Consider the following 24636-nt stretch of genomic DNA (forward strand, 5'->3'; position numbering starts at 1 on the left):
AATCCGTCTGGGGTAAGAAGCGCCCGCCTCTAAAGACGAATCTTTGCCAAAGCTAATCATTATTCTTTATGCCTGGAGTTCCGAAGAGATTGGGAGATACGATGGATGACCTGCTCGGCAGATCACTATATCGCACAGAAAGCAAGTATCATTTTTTCTTTGGTGACGAAACTTCGCTCCGCTTGTTCAGCAGTCTCACGCACAAGATACACGCCAACAATCAGGAGTATTTTGGTGTATTGGAATTGCGTGAAGCATGCACGGAGCTGCCTGAGCAGGCAGGTCTGATGCTCGATGTCGTACCACGATCGGATATACCTGCCGGCCACGCCATTCACTATGTTGAAACGCTACACGAACGCGTGTGGCACGTATGGCACACCGCAGCCTTTTACCTAACAGGCAATGCGCATTCCATCAAGGCTTTTCGCAAAGCCATTCTGGAGAGAGGCGTGGACGCTAGAAATATTATTGTTCAACCCTATCGGGCGGAAGGATTGTAAGCACGTGCTGTTTCAGCAATGCCTTCCTCATAGGACGTGGGTGGTACGCCAAAGACTTTTTCAAATTTGCTGCTGTCGAATAAATAATCCGAATTGTTCTGATACAGCATTTCAACAACCTCGCGAATGTTGCCGTCCATCAGGCCACCCAGGCGCACCATCCATTTTTTCAGCACGAGGTAATCCGGCTTTACGCCATATGCCCTGGCTGTTAGGGTAATAAATTCTTTTCCCGTCAACGCGTTTCGGTCTGTCGGCGCATGCCATACCTGGTTGTATGCGTGCGGCGTATTTCCCAACAGGGCCATGGCGTTGCCGGCATCGGGGGTATAGGTAAAAGAATGACGTACATCGTCGCGCATCAGCCACTGCGCGCTTTTCTTTTTAGCATAGTTTTCAAACAACATCATGGTTAAAAAACTAAGCGGAGTGGCCGGGCCATAAAAGTCGGCACCGCGTACGATCATGGCCTGGACGGTGCCTTTGCGTACTTCTTCCAACAGGTGCTCTTCTATTTTCGCGCGCACTTCACCCTTCTTGCTGACCGGGTTGAAGGGAGTCTCTTCGGTCATCCACCCTTGTACGTTGCCGTAGGGATATACATTGCTAAAAAACACCAGCTTGGCGCCGTGACGTTTACAAGCCTCGATAACATTGTTCATTAACACGGGCCATTGCTCGCGCCAGACTTTGATGTTATAAGGCAGTCCTGCCGTCAGATAAACAATGTCGGAACCGGCCACGGCCTGATCCGTTTGCACGGCGTCTAACAGATCGACGGCCATGACTTCAGTCGCAGGTGACACCCGTTGAGGATTGCGGCTTACCAGTCTGATGTTATCGGTATAGGCGGGGAGGGCTTTCACCAGGTTGTTTGCAATGGCACCGTTGGCGCCCAAAATCGTTTGCATGTTCGAAGCTTTCTATCAGGGACGTACGGACAAAGAAAATTATTGCAGAAAATTAAAAACCCTTGTGATCAGAGAGTTAAGGTTGTGCAACGACCATTCCGGCGTTCACGTCGCCACCGGCTTTACACTTCCGGCCCAATGCCTTATACTTGCGGTCCCTCTGGCTGAACCCCCACCGTTTTGACGGTGAACCGGCCGGCATCTTAACACCTTGCGCAACATCCTATGATGCTTTTTCCGGACGAGAAGAAAGAAAAGAAGAGTGCTGAGCGCCCCATGCTACCGGCAGGCACGGTAGTCGATTATGAAATAGGTTTTTTATTTAACCTGGTATCCGGCAAGTCTACGCGCTTCGACTTGGAGCCGATGCTGATCTATCGCAAAAACGGAATCCCCGAATATCGCCGCATTTCCATCAACACCGAACGCGGGCTGGCGCTGTTGCAACCGCTGAGTGACGAGTTTTACAAAGACGTGCTGCAATTTTCCGACAACCAGTTATTGGACTGGATGACGCGTACGGGCAATCGGTTTATTCGCAATCACTCCGGCACGTGGGCACACGTGTCTATTAAAGAACTTGCCAACCTGCGCAAGCACTACGTGGAGTTGCTGCAAAAACTGTGGCCTGCATTGCGTGCGTGGCCGCAACTATATATGCTCCGGTCGTACGGACGCTTTAACCACAACAACGTTAAGCCCGTAAAGCTGGCGGAGGCTCCTGCAAAGATTACGATCGCCGCCGACAGCAAAGGCAACGACATGGTGCTGCGCCTGAAACTTTTTCTCGATGGCGAAGAGTCCGAGCTAAAAATAGCGGGCGGCTGTTTGCTTGAAAAGGACGGCACGTTTTACCTGCCCCCAGACGCCGCGACGCTGGCCATCATTGACCAGTTTAAGAGTGGCCCGTTGGTATTCCCCAAGGAAGAGAAGCGAGATATCACGCGCCGTTACCTGGTGCCCTGGATGGAAAAATACGAAGTCACCATCAGCGACAAGCTCAATATCGACATCGTTCAGCCAGAGCCGCAGCCGAGCGTGTTGCTCAGCGAGCTGAACGAAAGCAACCTCATGCTGCGTCCGCAGTTTGCGTATAACGAGGAGGTGATAGATTATAGTGATGCACAAAGTCACGTAACCGAGATCAACGGCGAAGTCAAGATCATTCAACGCGATACCCCACGCGAAAAGAAACTATACGAGTACCTGCGCTCGCTACACAGCGCATTTTCCAACCAGCGCAACAACCAATATTATTATCTGCCTTTTGCAGATGTGATGAAAAACGGCTGGTTCATCACCATGATGCGCAAGGTGCAACAAGAAGGGTATGCCGTGCATGGACTGCACGAGCTGAAGAAGTTCCGGTATAATACCAGTCACGCACAGTTCATTATCCACGCCAGCACGGGTACCGATTGGTTTGACCTGAAAGTGACCATACGCTGGGGCGAGCTGGAGGTAACGCTCAAAGAGATCCGTCGCGCCATTCTCAACCGGCAGGACACGATCATGCTCGAAGACGGCACCCTGGGTCATATACCAGACGAATGGGTGAGTCAGTACAGCTTGCTGTTGCGTACAGGCAGCGAAGACAATGGCACACTGCGCGTCAGCAAAATGCACTATACGCTGCTGGAAGATATCCTCGACAAGATCGATGGCGCCACCGTGCAACAGGATATTGAAGCCCGGAAACGTAAGTTGCTGGCATATGACGAGATTGAAAAGGTACCCCTCTCGTCGCAGATCCAGGCCACACTGCGTCCGTACCAGCAATCGGGATTCCACTGGCTGCAAGCACTGGACGAGCTGGGCTGGGGCGGATGTTTGGCCGACGATATGGGTCTGGGGAAAACCTTACAGACAATATCCTTCCTGCAATTTGTGAAAGAGAAATACGTAGGTTGTACACAGCTGGTGGTATGCCCTACGTCGCTGATCTTCAACTGGGAGAATGAAATGCGTAAGTTCTGCCCGTCGCTGAAGTTTTATACCTACTACGGACTACAACGCGACTTTAAAGAAGAGCATTTCAAAGAATACGACGTCGTGCTCGCCACCTACGGTGTGGTGCGCAATGACCTGGAGCATCTCACAGACTTCCTTTTTCAATATGTCATCCTCGACGAAAGCCAGGCCATCAAAAACCCGGATGCACGCGTAACGCGTGCCGTCGCGCAGTTGAATGCTGTGAATCGCGTCATCCTGAGCGGTACGCCGATCCAGAACAATACATCTGATCTGTATGCACAGTTCAACTTCCTGAACCCAGGTCTGTTGGGCTCACGCGAATACTTTAACCGGGAGTTTGCAAACCCCATCGACAAACAAGGCAACAAAGAGAAAACGCAACATCTCAAACGCCTTATTCATCCCTTTACGCTACGTCGTACCAAAGAGCAGGTGGCTAAAGACCTGCCCGATAAAACCATTTCCGTGTTGTGGTGCGTCATGGAAGCAGAGCAGCGCAAACTTTACAACGCTTACCGCGATAACTACCGCAACCTGCTGTTGAAAAAGATAGACGAAGAGGGACTGGAGAAATCGGGTATATATGTGTTAGAAGGTCTGCTTCGCCTTCGACAGATCTGCGACCACCCGTCATTGATCAAGAACGCAGGCGACGACCTGAAAGCTTCCGTAAAAGTAGAAGAGTTAGTGCGCGAGGTACAAGAGAATGCGGGCATTCGCAAGCTGCTGGTGTTCTCGCAATTCACAGAAATGCTGAACGTCATTAGTGAGGCGTTCGACGAGGCGGAGATCAGCCACTGCCGTCTCGACGGTAGCACGTCCCTACCCAAACGTAAGGCGGAAGTAGAGCGCTTTACCGAAGACGAAAGTATAAAAGCGTTCCTGATCTCGCTCAAGGCAGGTGGCACGGGATTGAACCTGACCGTAGCCGACTATGTATACCTGGTCGATCCATGGTGGAACCCGGCGGCCGAACAGCAGGCCATCGACCGTGCGCACCGTATCGGTCAGACGCGCAAGGTGTTCGCCTATAAAATGATCTGTAAAGACACGGTGGAAGAGAAAATTCTCCAGTTACAGGAGCGCAAGAAGATGCTTGCCGACGAGCTCATTCACGAAGACGCAGGCTTTGTCAAGAACCTTTCGCGCGACGATGTCGAGTTCCTCTTCGGCTAAGCGTAACGGCACCAGCCAGGACTGTGCAACGTCTGGTCTGAAGACGCACAGAATCTCAATAGTCGTTCGGAAGAATTGCCGGGATTATTTGGCAGGCGCCTCGTTCTGATTTTTGGCAAAACCGCGAATGTTGCCGGCTAACGAGCGGTGATACTTTCTCTCCTGCGGACTCATTTGCAGGAGCTCCGTCATAAGTTCCCGCACGAGCTCTTGCAGCTTTTCACGCTGCCCGGTCTCGCGCAGAAAATGACAGTATGCCAGGCGGTGGTCGTAGTTGGTGAACGTTTTGTTGAGGTTTTCAAATATTGCCGCAGCAGCATCCGACTGGCCGGTATAATGATGCGACCAGGCATATGCAATACGCGCCTGGGAATTCCGGAAGTCTTTTTCCGATTCCAGCAGGCGGCCCACGGCCAGCACCTCGTCGAACGCTTTGTTGAAGTAGTGAGCCTCCATCAACTTCATGCGCAGGATAGGGTCGTCTGCCATAAAGGCGCCGCTCAGGCAGTCGTTATACAGGGCAATAGCCTCTGGCAACCGCCCGACAGAAACATAGGCGTCGGCCAGCAGGGTTTTGTTGGCGACGTTATCGACAAATTTTACTTGTTTTTCCAGTTGCTCGATACGGTAATTGCTATTGACCGCCTCGTTCAGTCCCTGCTTCAGGGTCTGTAAGTTATTCCGGTTATAGAAATTGTGCGCGAGGTAAAAAGCGCAACCAATGCCAGGAACTAAAACAATGAGCCAATACCAATACTGGTCCGCACGGTTACGATAGGCGTGATACAGGCAAATAGCCTGAAGAATGAGCAACGGGGTATAGAGTCCAACCATACCGCAATATGGTATAAATTTGTGAGATTTTTACAGGAGCTTAGCCTTCAACTCTTCGACGATTTCCGTCAGCAGCTCATCGAGCTGAACGATACTTCTGTGATGTTTTTGAGGATCGTCTTCCAGGCTGCCTTTTTCCAGCTCTTGCAAAATTGTCACGGCTTCCGGAATGTGCAGAAAACTTACGGGTGATTTTAGACTGTGTGCCTTATGACGGAGCGACGCCAGGTCTTTTACAAGGGCATAATCTTTAATTTCCTGTACATGCTGCGGTATGCTTTTCAGGAATTTGCCCAGCAGCTCCTGATAGACCGCCTGATCGCCGTCGCTCAGGCGGATCAATTGATCCAGGCTATACCGCGCGCGCTCCGCCGCAGGCGTTGTTACCAGGGATGCGGCAACCGTATCGCACCGCAGTTGTAGCAGGCGTAAAATCTTCCGCAGCAACACCATCTCCTCAAAGGGCTTGGCCACGAAGTCGTTCATGCCTGCTTCCAAACATGCTTCTTCCTCTTCCTTGAGGGCATTGGCGGTGAGCGCGATGATGGGCAGGTCGTTGTGCAGCGCCTTCCGGATATAGCGCGTGGCGGTCAGCCCATCCATCTCCGGCATTTGCATATCCATTAATACAATATCGTACGGATAATTTTTGATCTTCTGAATGGCCGCCTTGCCATTGTGGGCGACATCCACCGTAGCCTTCCAGCCCTCCAGGCACATCCTGGTCAAAAACGTATTGGTCTCGACATCGTCCACCACGAGTACGCGCTTACCCTCTAATACTTCGTGTGTGGGGATATCGTGGTCGTGCCGGATAATGTCGCTTTCGGAGCCTACTTGTAACGGCAGCACGACAATAAAAGTCGTGCCCTTACCGTGCACGCTCTTCACATCAATGGTGCCATGAAACTGGCTGATCAATTGATTGCAGATGGCGAGGCCCAGGCCCGTACCGCCGTATTTACGAGTCACCGTACTGTTCTCTTGTTCGAAAGAGTTAAAGATGCGGGAGGTATCGTTCATACCGATGCCCGTGTCGGCCACGGTGAACTGTACAACTTCTACATCGCCATTTTTCTCCAGGAGCGTGCACGTAACCGATACATAACCCTTGTCGGTAAACTTGGTGGCGTTGCTCACCAGGTTGTTTAGGATCTGCCCGATGCGCACCGGGTCGGAAAGGTGTACCGGGCTGATGCGAGGGTCGATACTATACTTGATGGCTATATTCTTCTCTTCCGCCTTTTGTTGAAAACCCGCGATGGTCATCGGTACGACTTGCTCCAGCTTCATGCCGATCTTTTCAAAGCGCAGCTTTCCGGATTCGATCTTTGAGACATCGAGTATATCGTTGATGATGACGAGCAGGTTCTGCCCGGAAGAGACGATGGTTTGCAGGTAGTCGCGCTGCGTGGTGTCGAGCGAGGTCTTCATGAGCAACTTGCTCAACCCGAGAATCGCATTCATGGGTGTGCGTATCTCGTGGCTCATGTTCGCCATAAACGTTTGCTTGGCGCGCAAGGCGTGCTCGGCTTTCTTTTTGTCGGTAATATCGCGAGACACGCCAAACGTACCCAGGATTTCCTGCCGGTCGTTTAGCAGGGGCCACTTGGAGGTCGTGATCCACCGGCTCGAGCCGTCTTCAAAGGTTTCGCGCTCTTCAATATTGATCAGCGGAATGCCTGTGGCGATGATCCGCTGTTCATCAAAAAAGGCCTGGTTGCTATGTTCCGCTGAAAAGAAATCGAAATCTGTCTTGCCCCACAGCTCCTCTTCATTTGTAGCACCCAGCCAGATCGCCTGCTTTTGACTACACCGTAAAAACCGGCTGTCCCGATCTTTGAAGTAAATCTGATCCGGTGTGGTCTTCAGCAGGATGTCAAAAAGCATATTTCCCGAAAAATACGCTTCATTAATGTCCGCCGTGTCCATGTAGTCTGAGTAAATACGTATGAGTGCGGCAATTTTATCGCCAATGCTCAAGATAAGGTTTTTCGCCTTCTTTTATGCATCAGGATTCCCAAAAATGGAATTCTGCATAGAATAGCATAATCGGCCTACACCTGTAGAGATCCGCTTAGACAACCAAAATACAAAATTTTATTCGTTCTTTTTACACCTAATAATCAGGGCGTATTCTCGCCGGTATTCACCATAAACATGGCGGTAGGCACAAAACGTTTGAACAAAGAATCTTTCAACGCCTCGTCTATGGGCAGCGTGCCGATAGCCTTGGCCATGCACGAGAGCCAGGCCACGGCATCGTCTTCGGTAATGACATGGGGCATGTGGCGGGCCCGCAGCTGTGGGTGCCCGTGCTTTTCACTGTATAGCGATGGGCCGCCCAAAAACTGAGTAAGGAACAACCGCTGCTTTTCTTTAATCTCTTCTTTATCGCTCTTAAACAGATGCGCGATCTGCTCGTGTTCAAATACCAGGTCGTAAAACCGGTCTACCAGCGTGCGTATATTCTCCTCGCCCAGCAGCTCGAAATAAGTCGTTTGCATGCAGCAATATTGGAAGATTAAACATCGAAAAACAAGACATTTGTCATCGCTGCCGGGGGTCGTACAGGTCGCCCGAAATTGGTGTATACAATTTTAATCAGCGGCCGCTCGAAAGCCTATGAATATCAAAATAGCACACACAACCTGTGCAGGGCGCCGTAGGCTACTACAGAATTACACCGCTGGTTTAGGGAACCAGACCTGACGGATGTGCCGTTCACAAAATATGCATGTTCGTTGTCGCGCAAACGGTAGTTGTTTTTAGTATCTTGCCTGGCGTTCGAAAATCATACACGTTCGCCATGCATTTATGAAACGATACAGAGTGTTAGGAGTAGCCGTTGTCTGCATGCTGATAAGCGCTTGCAGCGGACCACGTGAGCAGGCGTTATCGCCCGCCGAGTTTGATGAGGCCATTCGCGACGATGCGGAGGCCGTGGTGCTGGATGTCCGTACGCCCCGCGAATTTGCGGAGGGCTTTATTGCCCGGGCACAGAATCTGGATTTCAACAATAGCAATTTTACCGCGGCGATAGAAGGGCTGGATAAAAACAAAACGTACTATGTATACTGCCTGGTAGGCGCCCGCAGTGCCGACGCGGCCACCCATATGCGCAGCCACGGCTTTAAGTCAGTATACGAATTGAAGGGCGGCACTATCGCCTGGCAGCAAAGTAATTTGCCGCTGGTGCAGGCCGGACAAGCCGACTTGCGCACGGATGCTATAACGATGGAGGCGTATCGCGCCATCATTGCGTCAGACACCGCTGTGCTCATCGACTTCTATGCGCCGTGGTGTGGCCCTTGCAAAAGGCTCGAGCCTATTCTGCAAGAGTTTGGCCGCGAGCACACCGGCCGTCTGAAGATCGTCCGATTGAACATCGACGAGAGCAAACAACTCGCCGGCGAATTAGGGATAACACAAATTCCGTTGCTGAAGCTCTTCAAAAGCGGCGAGGAGAAATGGTCTTACCTGGGTTTGCTCGATAAAGCAACATTGGAAGCCGGCGCCGTACAACATTTATAAGTGAATTACTATGGCCGAGTTAAAGACAAAGAAAACTGAAAAGTCGGTAGAGGAATTTCTGAATGGCGTGCCCGCGGAAGATGTGCGCGACGATTGTTTTGCACTCATAAAGCTGATGACGAAAGTGACCGGCGAAGCACCGCGCATGTGGGGACCGAGCATTATAGGCTTTGGTCAATACCACTACCGCTATGACAGCGGCCACGAAGGCGACATGTGCCTGGCGGGCTTTTCTCCGCGTAAGCAAAACATCACGCTATACGTTACACCGGGCACCAGTGCGACTATGGAAAAACTCGGCAAACACAAAGCCGGAAAAGGTTGTATTTATATCAAACGCCTGCAGGATATCGATACCAGGGTCCTCACAAGCCTCATCGAGCGATCGGTGGATAGCATAAAAAAACAATACCCGAAATAAAAAAAGAGACCGGCAACACCGGTCTCTTTTTTTATGAATCAATGCGATGCAGGCTTATGATTCTGTAGCCACTTTGCCAGAATCGGTCTTGGTATTTTTCGTTGCCAGCGTCGTGACGAATTGCCAGTCGGCTTTTGCACTGTTGTTGGAGAATGTTGCCATGACGTACCCGCGACGGGCGGCATCGACATAGTCCAGGTCATTGACCAAAATCGGATAGGCTAATTGAAATCCGGCAACGACTTCGGCATTATCCCCAAAGATAGCTTCGAATCCTGGGGAGCTAACTGACGCCGCGGCAAACTCTGCACCCACCTTGTTACCGTCGGAATCTGACAGTTGTGAATACCAAGCGTTGTGTGTATCACCGGCCAGCGAAATAAGTTTTTTACCAGCTGCCGAAGCAAACACCATTTCCCGTTCAACGGGATAACCGTCCCACGAGTCGAGGTTATAGGGCAGTACAGTTTGTACGCGCGCCTTTTCGGCTTCTGTCAACGACGGATCGCCCTGCATCAGTCGTACCTTGATCTGAACAAGCTCCGTTACCAGGGCATTATATTGTTGGAATAATTCAGGGGTCACCGCACCGGAGGCGATTTGCGCAGTGAGCAATAGCAATTCGGCAGGTATAAAGATCTTTGCCATCAACACCTGGTTGCCCAGCACCTGCCACTTGGCGCTGCTGCCGGCTAGACTACCGCTCAGCCAGTCGCGCTGTTTTGTTCCCAGCAGCGTGCGCTGCGGGTTCTGCCAATCGGCAACAAAAGCCGCGCTGTTTAAGCCTGCCTCAGACAGATAGTCGACATAGTTCAGTTGCCTATTCCGACCAACAATGCGGGTATCGAGCATGATCAGATTAACAATATCGGCGATCTCGAAGTTACGATAGATCTCAGTCTGATTGCTCACACGCGCCGGTAGGTACTCGTGCCAGGCTTGCAGGGCGTGCGCCTTGCGATCGACAAAGTTGCCTTCTGTATCGGGCTGATGATTTTCTGCGCCGTCGGTATAGGCGTCGTTGGCTATCTCGTGGTCGTCCCATACGCAAATGAAAGGTTTCAGCTGGTGCGCCTTCTGCAGCTGCTCGTCGCCGCGGTATTGGCGGTAGCGGGCGCGGTAGTCTTCGAGGCTAACGATCTCCCCGGCAGGTTTGTGCTGACGATTCAGGGCCGCTGTCGTTTCATTTGAGCCGTAACCGCCGGAAGCGTATTCATAAATATAGTCCCCCAGGTGTACAACGATGTCCGCGTTGGATTCTGCCACCGCGCCGTATACATTAAACAAGCCAGCCTGGAAGTTTGAGCACGATACCACGGCGAGCTTTACTTCCGATACTTCACCCGGAGCCGGCAGAGTTTTGGTCTCGCCAACAACCGATACCGCGCCGGTCTTTTCGTGACGGAAACGATAATAATATTGGGTGTTCGAAGTAAGTTTGTCAACGTCGACATATACGGTGTTATCACTTTCCATATCGACCACCACCGACTCACTCACCACCAGGTCTTTAAAGTCGTTGGTTTTGGCGACGTCCAGCAGAATAGACGGCTTGGTAGGTTCATTGGTAGCCGGTGTGTAGCGCGTCCATAAAACTACTTTTTGTTGTGTAGGATCGAAGCTGGCGACACCTTCAAAAAAGCCGAAGTCACCTTCCGGCGTGAAGTTTTCACCACCGCTGTCGTCGTCGCTACAACTGGCTAAGGCACCTGGCAAAAGGGTAACACCGGCTGCCGCTACAACGGAATTACGAATGAAGCTTCTGCGACTAAGCTTTGTAAAAATCTTTTCCTTTTTCATAGTAGAATTTATACTGAAAAGTAGGCGGTATAAATTCTTCACGACGGCCGCAGGCTGTAATGGTTTTATTAAATCTTCTCCCCGAAAGTAACGCGCGGGTAATTGTGCTGCGAATACGGTATGGACTTACACAGGGTGTGGCATTTTTCACCACCACACGGGTAGCCGACCTTTATTTTTGGCCTGTTTAGGCGGTTTTTTGAAAATGGCATTATTGTTCCATGGTGGGTAAATACGGCAACGGACTAAGCCGCCGCCGCGAACGACACTATGAAGAGACAGCTTATACTTTCCATCGGCCTGTTGCTCGGAGCAGCAGCCACCCAGGCACAGACCCTGACCCCAAACGACCAGCCCACCCAGCAATATCAGTATCAGACCAGTGCCACGCCCGTAGACTTGCAATACATGTCTTCCTTGGCAGAAGGCGATTACCGTATGAAACAACTTGCTGCGCAAACGTCCACGACGGTACAACCCGATAGCACCAAGCGACTTGCTGAGCGCGAGATTCCCAATCGACTGCGCAAGGTGCTGCGCAAAGACGATCAATATGCGGGTTGGAATGATGCCGGTGTGTACCGAGACAGTCAAACCAATCTTTATGTGATCAGCATCGAAAACGAAAACCGCTCTATTACGTATAACCTGAATGAAGAAGGCAAGGCCGTGTTGATCACGCAGTCTTACCGCTAGACCCGACTTCAACGACCGCCCTAACCGGCGACTATTCATATATATATAAATAGGAAAAGGCCGTCCATTAGGACGGCCTTTTTGGTTTAGCGGATACATGCTTTGTCGTATCACCTGGCATGTTGTACTTTTACGCGCTTGCCGGGCACGGTGCCTGGCATATACGATGCGAAAAGTTTACGGATGAACGATAACCAACTTGCGCTCCGCACGGTCAACGTCTCCCGGTATGTCACGCCGCTGCGCGAAGGCGGATCGATGCCAGGCCTGGTAGAGGCGGATGACCAGTTTCTCTATGTGTTGAAATTTCGCGGCGCCGGTCAAGGTACCAAAGCCCTCATTGCTGAGCTCATCGGCGGTGAAATCGCCCGCTTGCTGGGATTCCGCGTGCCCGAGATTGTGCTTGCCAACCTCGACATCGCGTTCGGCCGTATTGAAGGCGACGAAGAAATACAGGACCTACTAAAAGCCAGTACCGGCCTCAACCTGGCGATTCATTATCTATCGGGTTCGATCACGTTTGATCCACTCGCCACCCCCGTTGATGCACAGCTGGCCTCGCAGATCGTGTGGCTCGATTGTTTGTTGATGAACGTCGACCGTACTGCGCGTAACACCAACATGCTTTGGTGGCATAAAGAGCTCTGGCTGATCGACCACGGTGCCGCGCTATACTTCCACCATTCGTGGAATGACTGGCAAGAGCCACGTCGCCCTTTTACGCGGGTCAAAGATCACGTATTGCTACCCCAGGCGACGCTGCTGGAAACGGTCGATGCCGAATTCCGGCCGAAGCTTACGTCCGAACACATCCAGGCCATCGTGCGGTGTATACCCGACGAGTGGCTGACCGACGATACCGTTTTTGCCACACCCGAAGAGCAACGCCAGGCATATGCTCAATTCCTGGAGGCACGGCTGGCCCATTCATCATTCTTTGTAACAGAAGCACAGCATGCAAGAGAATCGCTTATTTGAGTACGCCGTCATTCGCGTGGTGCCCCGCGTGGAACGTGAGGAGTTCCTCAACGTCGGTGTGATCTTGTGGTGCGCTGCCGAAAAATTCTTACAGGTGCGCATTTCGCTGGACGAAACTCGCCTGAAGCTGCTATGCGCTAAGCTTGACATGGATGAGCTGCGTGAGTACGTGCGTTCCTTTGAGCGCATCTGCCAGGGAGGTCCAGGCGCCGGTCCTATTGGAAAGCTTCCACCGGTGGAGCGCTTCCGTTGGCTGACCGCCACGCGCAGCACGATCGTACAATGCTCACGCGTACATCCCGGCCTTTCACCCGATGCATGCCAGATGCTGGACCGGTTATATGCACAATTGGTGCTACCGGAACATTAGCCGGTTACCAATTCTTGCAGTGTTTGGGCATTGAAGGCGGCATAGCCCGCCTGGTCGTTATCGAAGTAAATATAGCTGTCAATGCCCTTGTCGCGCCATGCCAGAAGCCGCCGGGCCCATTGTTTCAAAATCGTGCGGTTATAGCTCCCCTGATATTTTGCGCCGGGGCCGTGCAGCCGGATGTAGACGAAGTCGGCCGTCACCTCTATCGGTGACAAATGCCCTGCTAATTCGTAAATGCAAAAGGCACATCCTCGCGCCCGCAAGGCATCGTATACTTCCGGCGTATACCATGATGTATTCCGGAATTCAAACGTTACACGCAATGTAGGCGGCAGCTGCTTTAAAAATATTTGTAGGCGCTCGAGGTTTAGCTTCCACCCCGGGGGTAATTGAAACAATACGGGACCAAGTTTACGGCCGAGCCCGCGGGCGTTATGTAGGAAAGCGCGCAACGGTTCACGCGCATCCGAAAGCTTTTTCATGTGTGATATATACCGACTGCCTTTCACAGAGAAGATAAAATTCTTCGGCGTTGTCTCCTTCCACTTCCGAAAAGTGGCACGATCCGGCAGATGATAAAAGGAATTGTTAAGCTCCACCGTGTCAAAATAGTCCTGGTAATATGCAAACTGCTCGTCTGACTTAATGTCCTCCGGATAGAACGTGCCAGCCCAATGTTTATAGTGCCAGCCTGATGTGCCGATATAGATCTTACCCTTTCGCATTATTTGAACACCTCCTGTTCGTCCGTATAATATGTTTTGCGCCCACCGGCGGTACTGCGGCGTATGGCAGCGCCAGTAGGGCTTTCTTTCTTCTTCGCGTTGTGAATCGACAGAAAGCCGCGGATCTCGCCGGTAATAATAGCAGGATTAGCCTTGCGGATTTGCTTTTCCGCTTGTGTCAGCACCTTTTTGATAGACCGCGCTAATACTTTCACCTTTGCATCCGGTATTTTGTTGCTGATGGACGTAGGCGCTATTCGTGCGTCCCACAAAATTTCGTCGGCGTAGGCATTGCCAATGCCTCTGATTACCCTTTGGTCCAGCAACAATGCCTTGATAGTAGTTTTTCGTTGTAACAGTTCTTTTAAACGTCTCCCGTTCAGATCTTTCGACAGGGCATCAGGGGCCTCACGTTCCGCGGGGTTCAGCGTAGGAGCAGCAGCGCGTTGCCAATCTGTCAATGCCAATCCTGTACGGTCGCTAAAGTGCAATGACAAAACCGTATGTCTGTGATCATTCTTATCTTCAAACAATTGCAAGTTGCCATGGAGCATAAGGTGCAGGGCCAATACATTGTCGCCAAAGGAGATATGCAGCTCTTTACCATCGCGGTAGACATGTTTTATACGTTGCCCCTTTAGCTTTTTAGTTAACGTGGCGACGGAAACATTAAGCTTTTGTTTTACCGGCACGGAAACTTTTTCTACAGTTTTACCTTTGAGTGCTTTGTCAAGGTTGCTGCTAAAAACCTGGAGATCGGGTAATTCAGGCATACAGAGTATTGTTATGGAAGTTCATACCATTCTTCGATCTGGGCACTAATCGCGTTTACCAATCCCTGGGGTGTGTCGGTGATCCGCCAGCCATTCTTGGTATATTTCAAAACGCCCACATGCTTCTTGTTTAAGGTAATGTCAAGTTGATGGCAGACGCCATCGACACAGCTCGATATGACTGGAATGGCCACACCCTTATAGTCCTTTTCCTTGTGTACAAAATGCAATGGTACGGGAATAGTCTTTTCGGGTTCGCGTTCTAACTCGTCGATCAGTCCGCGAAGGATTTCAATAAGCTTGTTGCGCTGGGCCGTATCGGATGAGCTCCAGGTATCTTTGGTTGCTCGCTTATGTGCCAGCTTGAACTTGAGGCCCACCATGGAGGTAGTATAGTCGTTTGCATTTAGTTTTTCGACGTATTGATGGGAGAGGATGAACCAATGATACCCGGTACCGATGGGTACACCCGATCCTTCAGGCGCATGACCGGCACGGCGTTTAATAACATTATATGTTAATTCCCAACGATCGGGTGTTACCTTCGTCTCGCGCCAAACGCCCTTGTCATAATTCCACTTGTGGCTCCGCCCCACCTGCATGCCGGTATAATGCTGGCCGTCAAATTCCTTGAAAGCGTTGTATGACCGGCTCACATCTTTCTTTGTGGCCTTCACCGGTTTTGCCGCCCGGGTCGTTTTCGCCACCTTGCGAACCGGCTTTCGGGTAAGTGCTTTTGTTGCCATAACCTCAGAGTTTTATGAGCAATCGCTCCAAAACCCTGCCCGGCGAGCCAGCACGCTCGGTGTTGATAAAAATACACGCTCGCGGAAGCTTAGATAAACTCTGCCTGTTAAAGAGAATCCTCCAACACTTCCGCCAGCTCTTCGGCATTCAGCTTAACAGGATTGTTTTTGTTGTCGGTCACAGCAACCATTCTCCCAACATCCGCGCGCGTCACGCCATAGGCTCCCAGTCCGGGTATTTGCATATCCGCCGCCCAGGTTTCAATTGTGGTAAGCAGGTGATCGATATAGTAGCGATCGCTTTTGGACGATTGTCCGGTAAATAACTTCCCGACAGCTGCGTAACGACCCAGGGCCTCTTCACCGCCACCAGCCAGCAGTTTGCGCACAGTCACCCGGTTAGCCGCTGTCATTAGCGTGCTACAAACTACTCCATGTGGAATTGCCACATATCCACCGACCGCCGAAGCATATCCGTGCACGACACCTAGGCCTGCGTTTGCCAGCGTCACGCCCGACAGGCACGCGGCCAGCGCCATACTACTGCGGGCCTCGATATTATCACCGTGCTGGTAAGCCGTGGGTAGCGCCTTCGCTACATGCTGTAGCCCTTCCATCGCCCAGGCATCGGTCAACGGTGTAGCGGCAGTAGAAAGATAAGATTCTAATAATTGCGTAAACGCATCCATACCACTCGCCGCGGTTGTTGCCGGCGGACAGGTCACCGTGAGAATTGGGTCGATCAAAGCAACATCCGGCACAAAGTTGTTATGCCGTAAGGAACGTTTATATCCGTGCTCGCCGACTTCAGAAATCACCGCATTCTTCGTAGCCTCGCTACCGGTGCCGGCCGTCGTCGGTACCGCTATAAAAGGGATCTTCACACCGGGATGTGTTGCCCGTGTACCGACGCCCTCCAGGTAATCCTTTACCGGCTCGTTCAAAGGTAGCATGGCCGAGATAGCCTTGCCTGCATCCAGCACACTGCCACCACCGATGGCTACAACGACATGTATACCCTGCCCGGCATACCGACGCACGGCATCGTCAATCATCGTGGGTGTAGGCTCACCATCAATGCGGTAATGCAGAACCTCGCGCTCCGGCACATCCAGCTGTTGCCGGATAGACGCACCCCACGGCAAGCGCTCAAACGCCTGGGCACCCGTCACCAATAACACGTTGTTACCATAGGTCTGTGTGATACCGGAAAGCATGGAGATCTTTCCAGCACCAAAGTGCAGCTGTGGCGTAGCAGCAAAAGTAAAGCCATTCATAAAATAATGGTTATTTCGCAGTGGGGAAAAGCATCACATGCTTGATACCCTCTCGGGGCTTGGCCATCCAAGGCGCAACGGTATCACGCCACGCCAGGTAGTGGGAAGTTTCTTTGTGTGCGGCGACAGCTTGTTCGCTGGCATAAGCTTCGTAAAAGACAAACTTATTTTTATCCTGAGCGTCTTGTAGGATGTCAAATCGAAAGTTACCCGGCTCTTGAATGGACTGCTCATGGTTGAGGCGCGTAGCTTCAATAAAATCGGCCACAAACTCGGGCTTTACATGAACGTGTACGATGGTTGTTATCATGGTGGCAAAGATAGCCGTTCATCCCGATTTTTTGGTCGCGCTTTTTGCCCGGATTCGGAATACGGCCGGCGTAATTTGGAATTCTTTCTTATATAACCGGATAAACGAGCTCTCATTTTCGAACCCGCTGCGCACGGCCACGTCGGCAATGGGATGCGCGGTACTGCGCAGCAGTAGAGAAGCCTTTTTCAGCCGCATGTGCGTCAGGTATTGTATGGGAGTCACCTCGTAAACGCTTTTGAAACACCGCAGGTAATGATAGGAAGAGAGGTTGGCGCTGTCCGCCAGTTGCGCCAAGGTGATTTTGTCGTCCAAATGTTTTTTCATAAAGGCCACCGACCGCTTCAGCTTAGCAGCCAGGTCTTGTTTGGTGGTCTCCAGGGACGCATCTACCCGGTTGGGTGCCTGGTACCGGGGCAACTCGAACCACGGTTGCGTTGGGCGATTGACAGGATAACCGTGCTTCTCGCGAAACGCCTTGCGTTCCGCGGTAAAGTCCCACCAGTTACGGTGTACGGTGGGATGTTGAGCATAGTGTACAATCAATCGGAATTGATCCTCCTGACAGGGATCGACCCATGCCCCCAGGTGTCGTTCAAACTGGTCGGTAAGTTTGGCGCCGTCCTTTCCCTTTACATCGCGCAGCGAATAATAGCCCATCGCGATAATATCATGCGCAAAGCGAATACCGATCGACGGCAGACTCTGAAACTCCGATAGCGCATACAGTTCCATCGCCCGAATTTTCGATACACCCAGCAACGCCTGCAGCTCCGCCACGGAATGATGATGCATTTCCTTCACCTTAATACCGTGTGCCCGCAGTTTCTTTTTCTCCAGCGGACTAACATCTAACACGTTGGTGGGATCACTCATCTTCCGCAAAAGTAACCATATAGTGGTTGTTGTCCTGGATCGAAAACTCCGTGGCGCCATAAAACGTCTTCTCCAGCGGGGTCACCACCGTGACGGTATCTTTGATCCGCTCATAAAATACCCGGATATTTTTCATCTTGACATATAGCAATAACGACCCGCCATTCTCCCGGCGCACAACAGGGTGCTGTCCTTCAATGCTACGAAAAGTCTGAAACATAAACGTAGCCGTTCCACACGTCATCATAACAAAGGTCAACCCACCATCGTCGTCCGGCACCGTAACCGCCACATCAAACCCCAGCTTTTTATAAAACGCCGCCGTAGCGTCGATATCATAAACAAAAATATTCGGTGATACTGATTCCATCATAATGTTAAAGTTAATGAGACGTTCATCGCGCGCGCCAACAAAAGTACCACACCCAACCATTCACCAATGTGCAAAAATTGCTAAAGTACGCGAGCCCAGGCTCGAACTGTTGGCAAGAGTCCCCACGTGTCTGGCGTCCCGACTCTGTCGGGGTGACTATCTCTGCTGCCAGTTTAGACTGGCGAGGCTTGGGATAAGCCGCTATGTGCACAACAAAAAAAGAAACGGCAATGACGCCCCGCGCCACGGCCGTTCAATCTCGCTAAAAATATACGTCACCGCTCCGGCGCCGGCCTAATCCGCCTAATATAAAGATACCCCGCAACCAACACCACCGCAGCCCCCACCCAATTCCACGGAAACGGATTCCGCCGATCGTATTCTTCCTCCTGATACGCCAACACCCGCTCCATTTGTTTCTCAGAAGAGCTATACTGCGTGTCATGATCACGAATCAACGGAATGCTATCTGCTCGCGGGAAGAACCGATTCAATTCATTGGCTGTCGGCACAGGTATATTTCCCTTTTTCATGGCCTCAATAAGCGCCTGTTGTTTTGCCTGCATGCCATAGATATCGCTGGTATCATATTGCAATCCCATATAATAGAACTTATAAGCCTCCAGCATGGAATACTCAATCGCAATGGCATCTCCCAACTCGTTGATAATATTGGCCAGGATTGGATCGGGTGTCCGGGTAAAAGGAAGGCGCTCGTGTAACTGATAGGTGGCGTCCCACAGCTTTTTCATATTCGCCATAAATCGCTGTGACGTGTCGGGAGAAGCTTCTGTAATGCCGAGGTCAAGTACACGATTCTGCTCCAGCCAGTGCGGATCATTGCGTACGCGTAATTTCGCCTCCAATACCTTGAGGTGAACCCACTCACTGCCATGGTGCCCATCCGGAAAGCGTTTGTTGGTAGCGCGTAGTACACGCAATGCCAGGTCGGGCATATTGTTTAGCTCGTATACTGTGCCGAGGTTCGAAAGGATGTTATACTCGTGCGGATAATGTTTCACAAGGTCCTGTAGAATGGCGAGCGACTCCCGGTAGCGCCCTAGCCGTGTCAGGTGGAAGGCTATGTCCGAACGTGTTTTATAGTCGTCGGCGGGGACTGAGGGTAGATCGTGTGACGCGACAAAGTTTTCGGAAAAGACCCGGTTGAATGACCGGAAGTAGGGCGGCTCGGCAAATGGATACGTCTGGGCGATATCGGTCCCGGCGAGGTCGCGTCCCGCGAGATTTACGGCACCGTATTCATTCAAGCATGCCTGCGCTCCTTGCCAGGAGATTAGCAGGAAAAGAACTGTGAGCGGTTTGCGCATAGCTGTTAGGTTTAGGTGATCGTCCGCACCGGCTCATGACGGTCGGGCAACGCTTTCGGCTGACGACCCTGCCGGTGTCGACGGCATAATGTCGGCTAAGGCGGGAAGTCACGGCTATAATAAAGATAATTATGGCAGACTATAAAAAGAAACCCCGGCGGCTGCCGGCTATAGATGGGCTAAAAGGAGGCCCAGATAAAGTGTTTTTGAATTAAAAAATGAAGAGGGTGCTTAATATTTACGCACATAGAAGGTAATATCCTTCAACATAATCTTCGTAAAGGCAAACGACAGCCCTTTGGCTACAAACGAACGACCCGGTTCCGGCAGGAAAAAAGATGCCGTATTGGGCACATTCAAACCCCAGGAGCCCGACGGCTCCAGCGCACCCGGCAGGACCAGCGCGACGTGACCGACCGCCGAAGCGTTTTGATATATAGCCACCACAGCTTTGTTTTCATTCGCAGCCTGCTGCGCTTGTGTCAGCGTCTCTTGCAGGTAAGCAGGACCGAGTGCCGTCCAGCTGCCGTTTTGTTTCAGGAAGCCCGCAACCTCGTTCACCGTCATATAACGGCCGGCCTTTGGCGAGAAAAAGTCGTTTACTTTATATACCGTATTTAGCGTCTCTCCTTGCAGTTTGGTACAGTTGGTAGGCGTACCGGTGTTGTTTGGGGCACAGCCCTTAAACTCTTCCAACGAAGTATTCAGCTCTTTTTTCCAGTTGGGATTCAGGCTTTGCGCTGACAGCGCAGAGAGCAGGGTGAATGATAAGGCAAGAGTTGCAAACGTTTTCATACAGAGGATTTTGTACGTGTTTAAACCTCAAAGATATTGAGCGTTTGGGCTGCCTCCGTTTCCATGTAGGGTTATTGAACGAATCGCAACAAATCGGAATGAAAGTTGCGCTACAATCCATTCAGGCCCACAGCGCAACAGTTGTGCGTGTACGGTTCACACCAGCTTCGTGCCCGTGTGCTTAGCGTTGCATGTTATAAGAGTAAGCCTGTAAAGTGCAATCGCACAGCCTCTCCAACAGGGGTTGTGCGGTGGGCATAGTGTATGGAATGCGTTTATCGAAACCTTTTGACCGGCATAATGCGGTCAGGCCAGCCGTGGGACGGCAACGTATAAAGCGGGCGGAAGCTATTGGGGGCAACTGCGCACGGCGTACATCAGTCGACAAACTGGCAAGCCTCGTCTAACAGTTCTTTCACAAACCTGATCTCGGCCAGCAACTGCTCCACCGACTTAGAAGGCTCTTCTTTGGCAAGCTCGTTGGCAGTCTCGCGCACCATGGCCAACTGGTATTTCAGCGCTTCGGTGTAGATCACTGTTTCCATTATCGTGATGTTTTGGAGGTATGAATTTAAGGTTAAACTGCTTCTTTTCTACACAAGATCCTCAATCTATTTTTAACCTCATTTTTCAGGTATATACTATCGAGCTTTTCCACTCATCACTGATTAGTTTTTAGAGATTTTCGAGGTTTTTGAGGAGTATCATCACTTTATCCTTAAAGTTAAACACATCCGTACGTACATTCTTGCACATAAAAGGTGTAAGGATTGGGGAAATATTAGTGGACGTAAACATCCCAACTTTCGGCCGTTAGCACGATCGGTCTTTGCTTCGTATGTGAAAGTTACTATCTTCATGATCGTAATTCTGGCCCAATCAATTCCCCCCCCTGTTTTTGACACGTTGGTTTCGTTACTGTGCATAAATTTAAATAACCCACCGTCATGAAGATGCTTAAAATTATCCTGGCTTGCGTCGGCGCATGCGCTGTACTGTATGTGGGCCTGAAAACCGTTGCCTATCAACGCCGCGTATTGTGTTATCATGGCAAATGTGAATCCATCGAACCCGGCATGACCCTCGACGACGTCGCCGCGCTCTACAACAAAAAGAACTGCGAGCAATTCCTCGACGAATGCCACATCCGCCTCACCTCCCACGAGGGTAAACGAACCATGTTCATCGTGATGCCTGACGCTCTCTGGTCCTCTAACACCCCCACCGTCGCCATCGCCCTCGAATCCATGACCGTCACCGCCGTCTCCTGCAGTCATCTATAGGATGCAGAAGCTTTGGCGTATGGTTGAAATATAGTTCGACAATAACCTGTCGCGTATCATTTTCTAACGGCAATTAGAATCCCCGAAGCCCAAGCCTGCTTCGTTACCACAAAATCTTTTCGTTCCTCTAATTCCGCCACAAGCCGTATAGCCTTCTGATCATGCCCCTCCGGCCAATTCGCCTGCGGCAACATATCATCGATAATATAGAGCCCACCCGGTTTTACCATGGCCAGCACTTCCTCCAGTAACAAATACTTCCCATGCCAGGTATCGGCAAACACATAATCATATCGCTCCTCCAAATGACTCTTCACCCATTGCTCCCCGTCCGTGGTAACAAGCTTCAAGCGGGGATCGATTCCCAGGAACTTGTCGGCAATCGTCAAAAAATTCGCATCATGATCGATCGATACCAGCGTCGAATCAGCATTCATGCCATCTAATATCCAGGAGGTTGAAAGACCCGTACCGGTACCCAGCTCCAGAAACTTGCCGCCTGGCTTCGATGCCGCCAGCGTGCGCAGCAGCGAGCAGGTTAGTATATCCGAAGCCATGGCAAACCCGGAGGCCTTCGTGGCCTCATCGATGGCAAGATACGCTGCCGGCAAAGACTGTTGTATTGTTTCGTTCATAAATAGAAGGTATATACACGCCGCGCTTCGCGTGTGCTAACGATCGCTTGCTATTTACAGGAGAGGAGCACATACCAAACATACAATTTTCTGTGATATCACGTACAACGAAAACTATATTTAGACGTATAATATAACTTCGGCCCCTATGATACCACAACTCACTATACGTACCGCAACGCCCGACGACCTCCCGACGCTCCGCGTGTTCGAACAGGGCGTGATCCTTGCTGAGCGCCCCTTTGATCCCACGCTCGGTCCCGACCCGTTACACTATTATGACCTGGAAGGAATGATCACGGCGACACACATCGAATTAATCGTAGCAATGTTGGGTGACGAGATTGTAGGCAGCGGCTACACCCGCATCGAACGCGGCAGACCTTATCTAAAACACCAGTACCATGCCTACGTCGGCTTCATGTATGTCGTCCCCCAGCATCGCGGTAAGGGCATCGCCAACGCCGTGCTCGAAGCGCTACAACAATGGTCCGTCAAACAAGGAATCACGGAAATGCAATTGGATGTGTATTATGAAAATACACCAGCCATAAAAGCCTATGAAAAAGCGGGCTTCATCAAGCACCTCGTCACCATGCGCAAGCCGGCGACTTAGCCTAAAACCTATTTTAGTTTATACAACTCACTCCCGGCCAGCAAAAATGCGCCGGAACCGTACTCCTGGTAGTTGTCGATCGTCACTTTATCCGGCGAGGCGCCAATAGGCTGTACCCACTGCAATTTTCCCTCGCCTGTTACATACTGATTTAATCCCGTCCAGGCTTTCTTCACGACCGGCAAATAGTCCTTCGCCGGCAACACATCATTATTAATCCCCCAGGTCAACGCATAACAGAAGAACGCCGAGCCGCTCGTTTCCGGATGCGGCACTTCTTCTTCATCCAACAGGCTCGGACGCCACAAACCGTCCTTCGATTGAATCTTCTTTACCGCGGCAGCCATCTCGCGCAGCAAGTTGACGTAGTCGTTATAGCGGGGATCGTCTTTCGGCAGGTATTGCAACACGCGCACCGTGCCGGCCATCACCCAACCATTACCCCGTGCCCAAAAGGTCTTTTTACCGCGCGGCGTTTTCTTATCAAAAAAACTCTTGTCGCGATAAAAGAGATGCTCTTCTTTATCGTATAGAAAGGCGTGCGAATCCCAAAACATCGTGTTTAAATAGTCGCGGTACGTGCGCTCGCCCGTTACCGCAGCCAGGCGCGACAGTACCGGCGGCGCCATAAACAAAGCATCGCACCACCACCAGTCCTCGCGTCCAGGCCTGGGATCGAGTATGAGGGAGTCAAATGTCTGGCGAATGTCGGCGATCATGGCGGGGTCTTTCTTCTCAGCATAGAGGGCCAGGTATGTCTGTCCCCTCGCATGATCATCGGCATGGCGGAACCGTTGTGCGAGCTTCCAATGAAACGACTCGGCCCATGCGGTGGCGGCGTCGCGGTAGCGGGTGTCGCCGGTGGTTTGATAGGTAGCAATGACGCCGGTATAAAAAGCAGCGCGTGCCCAGTCGTTTTCGTTCTTCGCGTTAAAAGAGACCGGGTTGGCCAGTTGCCAGTCGCATACGCGTTTCATGACATTGGTAATGAAGGGCTTGGTCACATCGGACGACTTTTGCTGCCCCTGCGCGACAACGGAGAGGAACAACAGCGAGATAAAAGCGTAACAGGCGGTAGATCTTTGCATAACCTAACCTACACATTTTGCGAATGAGTTTCCAACCGTTCATCATAATAAGCAACGTATCATCCGCTTGTCACAGAACACCCCGAAGGTTGTCATTTTTTGCCCACCCGCATCTGCAAAAATTGTAATAGGTTTGTCCCATCAATATGCATCAACAACCTTAAACACAAAATACAATGACAACAGAAAGCAAAGCCACCGCCATCACCGTAGAAGCCATCGTAAAGGCACCCGTAGACAAAGTATGGGCTTGCTGGAATGAACCCACGCATATTACCAAATGGGCATTCGCTTCAGACGATTGGCATGTACCCTACGCGGACAACGATCTGCGCAAAGATGGTACCTTTAAAACCACCATGGCGGCCAAAGACGGAAGCATGAGTTTTGACTTTGGTGGCGTGTATACCACCGTGGAGCCAAATAAGCTGATCGCCTATACCATTGGTGACGGTCGTACCGTAAAGGTAGAATTCACCCCCGAAGGTCAGAATACGCGCGTAGTAGAAACATTTGAAGCCGAGACGCAAAACCCCATTGACATGCAGCGCGCTGGTTGGCAAGCCATCCTCGACAACTTCGCGAAATATACCGAAGCCCAATAATCAAAA

27 protein-coding genes are annotated in these 24636 nt (G+C 51.2%); 10 read left to right on the plus strand and 17 right to left on the minus strand.

The window, feature by feature from the left end:
* The first annotated feature begins 68 nt into the window (after positions 1-68).
* The gene (locus KK062_RS02890; RefSeq protein WP_254082725.1) at positions 69-503 is read left to right on the plus strand and encodes an SIP domain-containing protein; all 435 of its coding nucleotides are present in this window, start codon (positions 69-71) and stop codon (positions 501-503) included.
* On the opposite strand, the gene KK062_RS02895 is transcribed toward KK062_RS02890, so the two are convergent.
* Positions 482-1414, minus strand: coding sequence for an NAD-dependent epimerase/dehydratase family protein (locus KK062_RS02895; protein ID WP_254082726.1), 933 nt, complete (start codon positions 1412-1414; stop codon positions 482-484). The genes KK062_RS02890 and KK062_RS02895 overlap by 22 nt on opposite strands.
* A gap of 225 nt (positions 1415-1639) precedes the next feature.
* Between KK062_RS02895 and KK062_RS02900 the strand changes: the two genes are divergently transcribed.
* Entirely contained in the window at positions 1640-4564 is a 2925-nt protein-coding gene (locus tag KK062_RS02900) for a DEAD/DEAH box helicase (protein WP_254082727.1), read from the plus strand.
* 84 nt (positions 4565-4648) lie between these two features.
* On the opposite strand, the gene KK062_RS02905 is transcribed toward KK062_RS02900, so the two are convergent.
* From KK062_RS02905 to KK062_RS02915, 3 genes are all read right to left on the minus strand, one after another.
* Entirely contained in the window at positions 4649-5398 is a 750-nt protein-coding gene (locus KK062_RS02905) for a hypothetical protein (protein ID WP_254082728.1), read from the minus strand.
* Positions 5399-5428: 30 nt separating this feature from the next.
* The gene (locus KK062_RS02910) at positions 5429-7381 is read right to left on the minus strand and encodes a PAS domain-containing hybrid sensor histidine kinase/response regulator (RefSeq protein ID WP_254082729.1); all 1953 of its coding nucleotides are present in this window, start codon (positions 7379-7381) and stop codon (positions 5429-5431) included.
* A gap of 143 nt (positions 7382-7524) precedes the next feature.
* Positions 7525-7905, minus strand: coding sequence for a globin domain-containing protein (locus tag KK062_RS02915; protein ID WP_254082730.1), 381 nt, complete (start codon positions 7903-7905; stop codon positions 7525-7527).
* A 310-nt stretch (positions 7906-8215) separates the two neighbouring features.
* Here KK062_RS02915 and KK062_RS02920 point away from each other — a divergent pair, with 310 nt between their 5' ends.
* Positions 8216-8932, plus strand: a complete 717-nt coding sequence (locus tag KK062_RS02920) for a thioredoxin domain-containing protein (RefSeq protein WP_254082731.1) — start codon at positions 8216-8218, stop codon at positions 8930-8932.
* A gap of 10 nt (positions 8933-8942) precedes the next feature.
* On the plus strand, positions 8943-9353 hold the full coding sequence (locus KK062_RS02925; protein ID WP_254082732.1) for a DUF1801 domain-containing protein: 411 nt from the start codon (positions 8943-8945) through the stop codon (positions 9351-9353).
* Between the two features lie 54 nt (positions 9354-9407).
* On the opposite strand, the gene KK062_RS02930 is transcribed toward KK062_RS02925, so the two are convergent.
* Entirely contained in the window at positions 9408-11153 is a 1746-nt protein-coding gene (locus tag KK062_RS02930) for an alkaline phosphatase D family protein (protein ID WP_254082733.1), read from the minus strand.
* 270 nt (positions 11154-11423) lie between these two features.
* Here KK062_RS02930 and KK062_RS02935 point away from each other — a divergent pair, with 270 nt between their 5' ends.
* The 3 genes from KK062_RS02935 to KK062_RS02945 all read left to right on the plus strand — a co-directional run bounded on the left by KK062_RS02935 (position 11424) and on the right by KK062_RS02945 (position 13197).
* Positions 11424-11849, plus strand: a complete 426-nt coding sequence (locus KK062_RS02935; protein ID WP_254082734.1) for a hypothetical protein — start codon at positions 11424-11426, stop codon at positions 11847-11849.
* Between the two features lie 183 nt (positions 11850-12032).
* On the plus strand, positions 12033-12827 hold the full coding sequence (locus KK062_RS02940) for a HipA family kinase (RefSeq protein WP_254082735.1): 795 nt from the start codon (positions 12033-12035) through the stop codon (positions 12825-12827).
* Positions 12805-13197, plus strand: coding sequence for a DUF3037 domain-containing protein (locus KK062_RS02945; RefSeq protein ID WP_254082736.1), 393 nt, complete (start codon positions 12805-12807; stop codon positions 13195-13197). The genes KK062_RS02940 and KK062_RS02945 overlap by 23 nt, the downstream gene beginning before the upstream one ends.
* Here KK062_RS02945 and KK062_RS02950 read toward each other — a convergent pair.
* From KK062_RS02950 to KK062_RS02995, 10 genes are all read right to left on the minus strand, one after another.
* A complete protein-coding gene (locus KK062_RS02950) occupies positions 13194-13925 on the minus strand; it encodes a DUF72 domain-containing protein (protein WP_254082737.1) in 732 nt (243 codons plus the stop codon). The genes KK062_RS02945 and KK062_RS02950 overlap by 4 nt on opposite strands.
* Complete coding sequence (locus tag KK062_RS02955) at positions 13925-14698, minus strand: DNA-formamidopyrimidine glycosylase family protein (protein WP_254082738.1); 774 nt, start codon at positions 14696-14698, stop codon at positions 13925-13927. The genes KK062_RS02950 and KK062_RS02955 overlap by 1 nt, the downstream gene beginning before the upstream one ends.
* Positions 14699-14709: 11 nt before the next feature.
* On the minus strand, positions 14710-15444 hold the full coding sequence (locus KK062_RS02960) for a hypothetical protein (protein WP_254082739.1): 735 nt from the start codon (positions 15442-15444) through the stop codon (positions 14710-14712).
* Positions 15445-15551: 107 nt separating this feature from the next.
* Positions 15552-16721 (minus strand): iron-containing alcohol dehydrogenase, encoded by a 1170-nt coding sequence (locus KK062_RS02965; protein ID WP_254082740.1) that lies wholly within the window; start codon positions 16719-16721, stop codon positions 15552-15554.
* A 10-nt stretch (positions 16722-16731) separates the two neighbouring features.
* Positions 16732-17031: an antibiotic biosynthesis monooxygenase gene (locus KK062_RS02970; protein ID WP_254082741.1), complete on the minus strand. Its 300-nt coding sequence runs from the start codon at positions 17029-17031 to the stop codon at positions 16732-16734.
* Between the two features lie 18 nt (positions 17032-17049).
* The gene (locus tag KK062_RS02975) at positions 17050-17907 is read right to left on the minus strand and encodes a helix-hairpin-helix domain-containing protein (protein ID WP_254082742.1); all 858 of its coding nucleotides are present in this window, start codon (positions 17905-17907) and stop codon (positions 17050-17052) included.
* Positions 17900-18280, minus strand: coding sequence for a VOC family protein (locus KK062_RS02980; RefSeq protein WP_254082743.1), 381 nt, complete (start codon positions 18278-18280; stop codon positions 17900-17902). Before KK062_RS02980 ends, KK062_RS02975 begins: the two co-directional genes overlap by 8 nt.
* Before the next feature lie 275 nt (positions 18281-18555).
* The gene (locus tag KK062_RS02985; RefSeq protein ID WP_254082744.1) at positions 18556-19608 is read right to left on the minus strand and encodes a tetratricopeptide repeat protein; all 1053 of its coding nucleotides are present in this window, start codon (positions 19606-19608) and stop codon (positions 18556-18558) included.
* Positions 19609-19839: 231 nt separating this feature from the next.
* Complete coding sequence (locus KK062_RS02990) at positions 19840-20403, minus strand: hypothetical protein (RefSeq protein ID WP_254082745.1); 564 nt, start codon at positions 20401-20403, stop codon at positions 19840-19842.
* Between the two features lie 377 nt (positions 20404-20780).
* Positions 20781-20948, minus strand: coding sequence for a hypothetical protein (locus KK062_RS02995; RefSeq protein ID WP_254082746.1), 168 nt, complete (start codon positions 20946-20948; stop codon positions 20781-20783).
* Positions 20949-21350: 402 nt separating this feature from the next.
* Here KK062_RS02995 and KK062_RS03000 point away from each other — a divergent pair, with 402 nt between their 5' ends.
* Complete coding sequence (locus KK062_RS03000; protein WP_254082747.1) at positions 21351-21686, plus strand: hypothetical protein; 336 nt, start codon at positions 21351-21353, stop codon at positions 21684-21686.
* Positions 21687-21742: 56 nt separating this feature from the next.
* Here the strand turns inward: KK062_RS03000 and KK062_RS03005 are convergent, their stop codons facing one another.
* Positions 21743-22321, minus strand: a complete 579-nt coding sequence (locus KK062_RS03005) for an O-methyltransferase (RefSeq protein ID WP_254082748.1) — start codon at positions 22319-22321, stop codon at positions 21743-21745.
* 148 nt (positions 22322-22469) lie between these two features.
* Here KK062_RS03005 and KK062_RS03010 point away from each other — a divergent pair, with 148 nt between their 5' ends.
* On the plus strand, positions 22470-22937 hold the full coding sequence (locus tag KK062_RS03010) for a GNAT family N-acetyltransferase (protein ID WP_254082749.1): 468 nt from the start codon (positions 22470-22472) through the stop codon (positions 22935-22937).
* Positions 22938-22945: 8 nt separating this feature from the next.
* Here the strand turns inward: KK062_RS03010 and KK062_RS03015 are convergent, their stop codons facing one another.
* Positions 22946-24025, minus strand: a complete 1080-nt coding sequence (locus tag KK062_RS03015) for a glycoside hydrolase family 88/105 protein (RefSeq protein WP_254082750.1) — start codon at positions 24023-24025, stop codon at positions 22946-22948.
* 176 nt (positions 24026-24201) lie between these two features.
* Between KK062_RS03015 and KK062_RS03020 the strand changes: the two genes are divergently transcribed.
* Positions 24202-24630: an SRPBCC family protein gene (locus KK062_RS03020; protein WP_254082751.1), complete on the plus strand. Its 429-nt coding sequence runs from the start codon at positions 24202-24204 to the stop codon at positions 24628-24630.
* The last annotated feature ends 6 nt before the right edge of the window (positions 24631-24636 follow it).

Origin of the sequence: Dawidia cretensis, assembly GCF_018598175.1 — a bacterium.
Taxonomy (GTDB): Bacteria; Bacteroidota; Bacteroidia; order Cytophagales; family Cyclobacteriaceae; genus Ohtaekwangia; species Ohtaekwangia cretensis.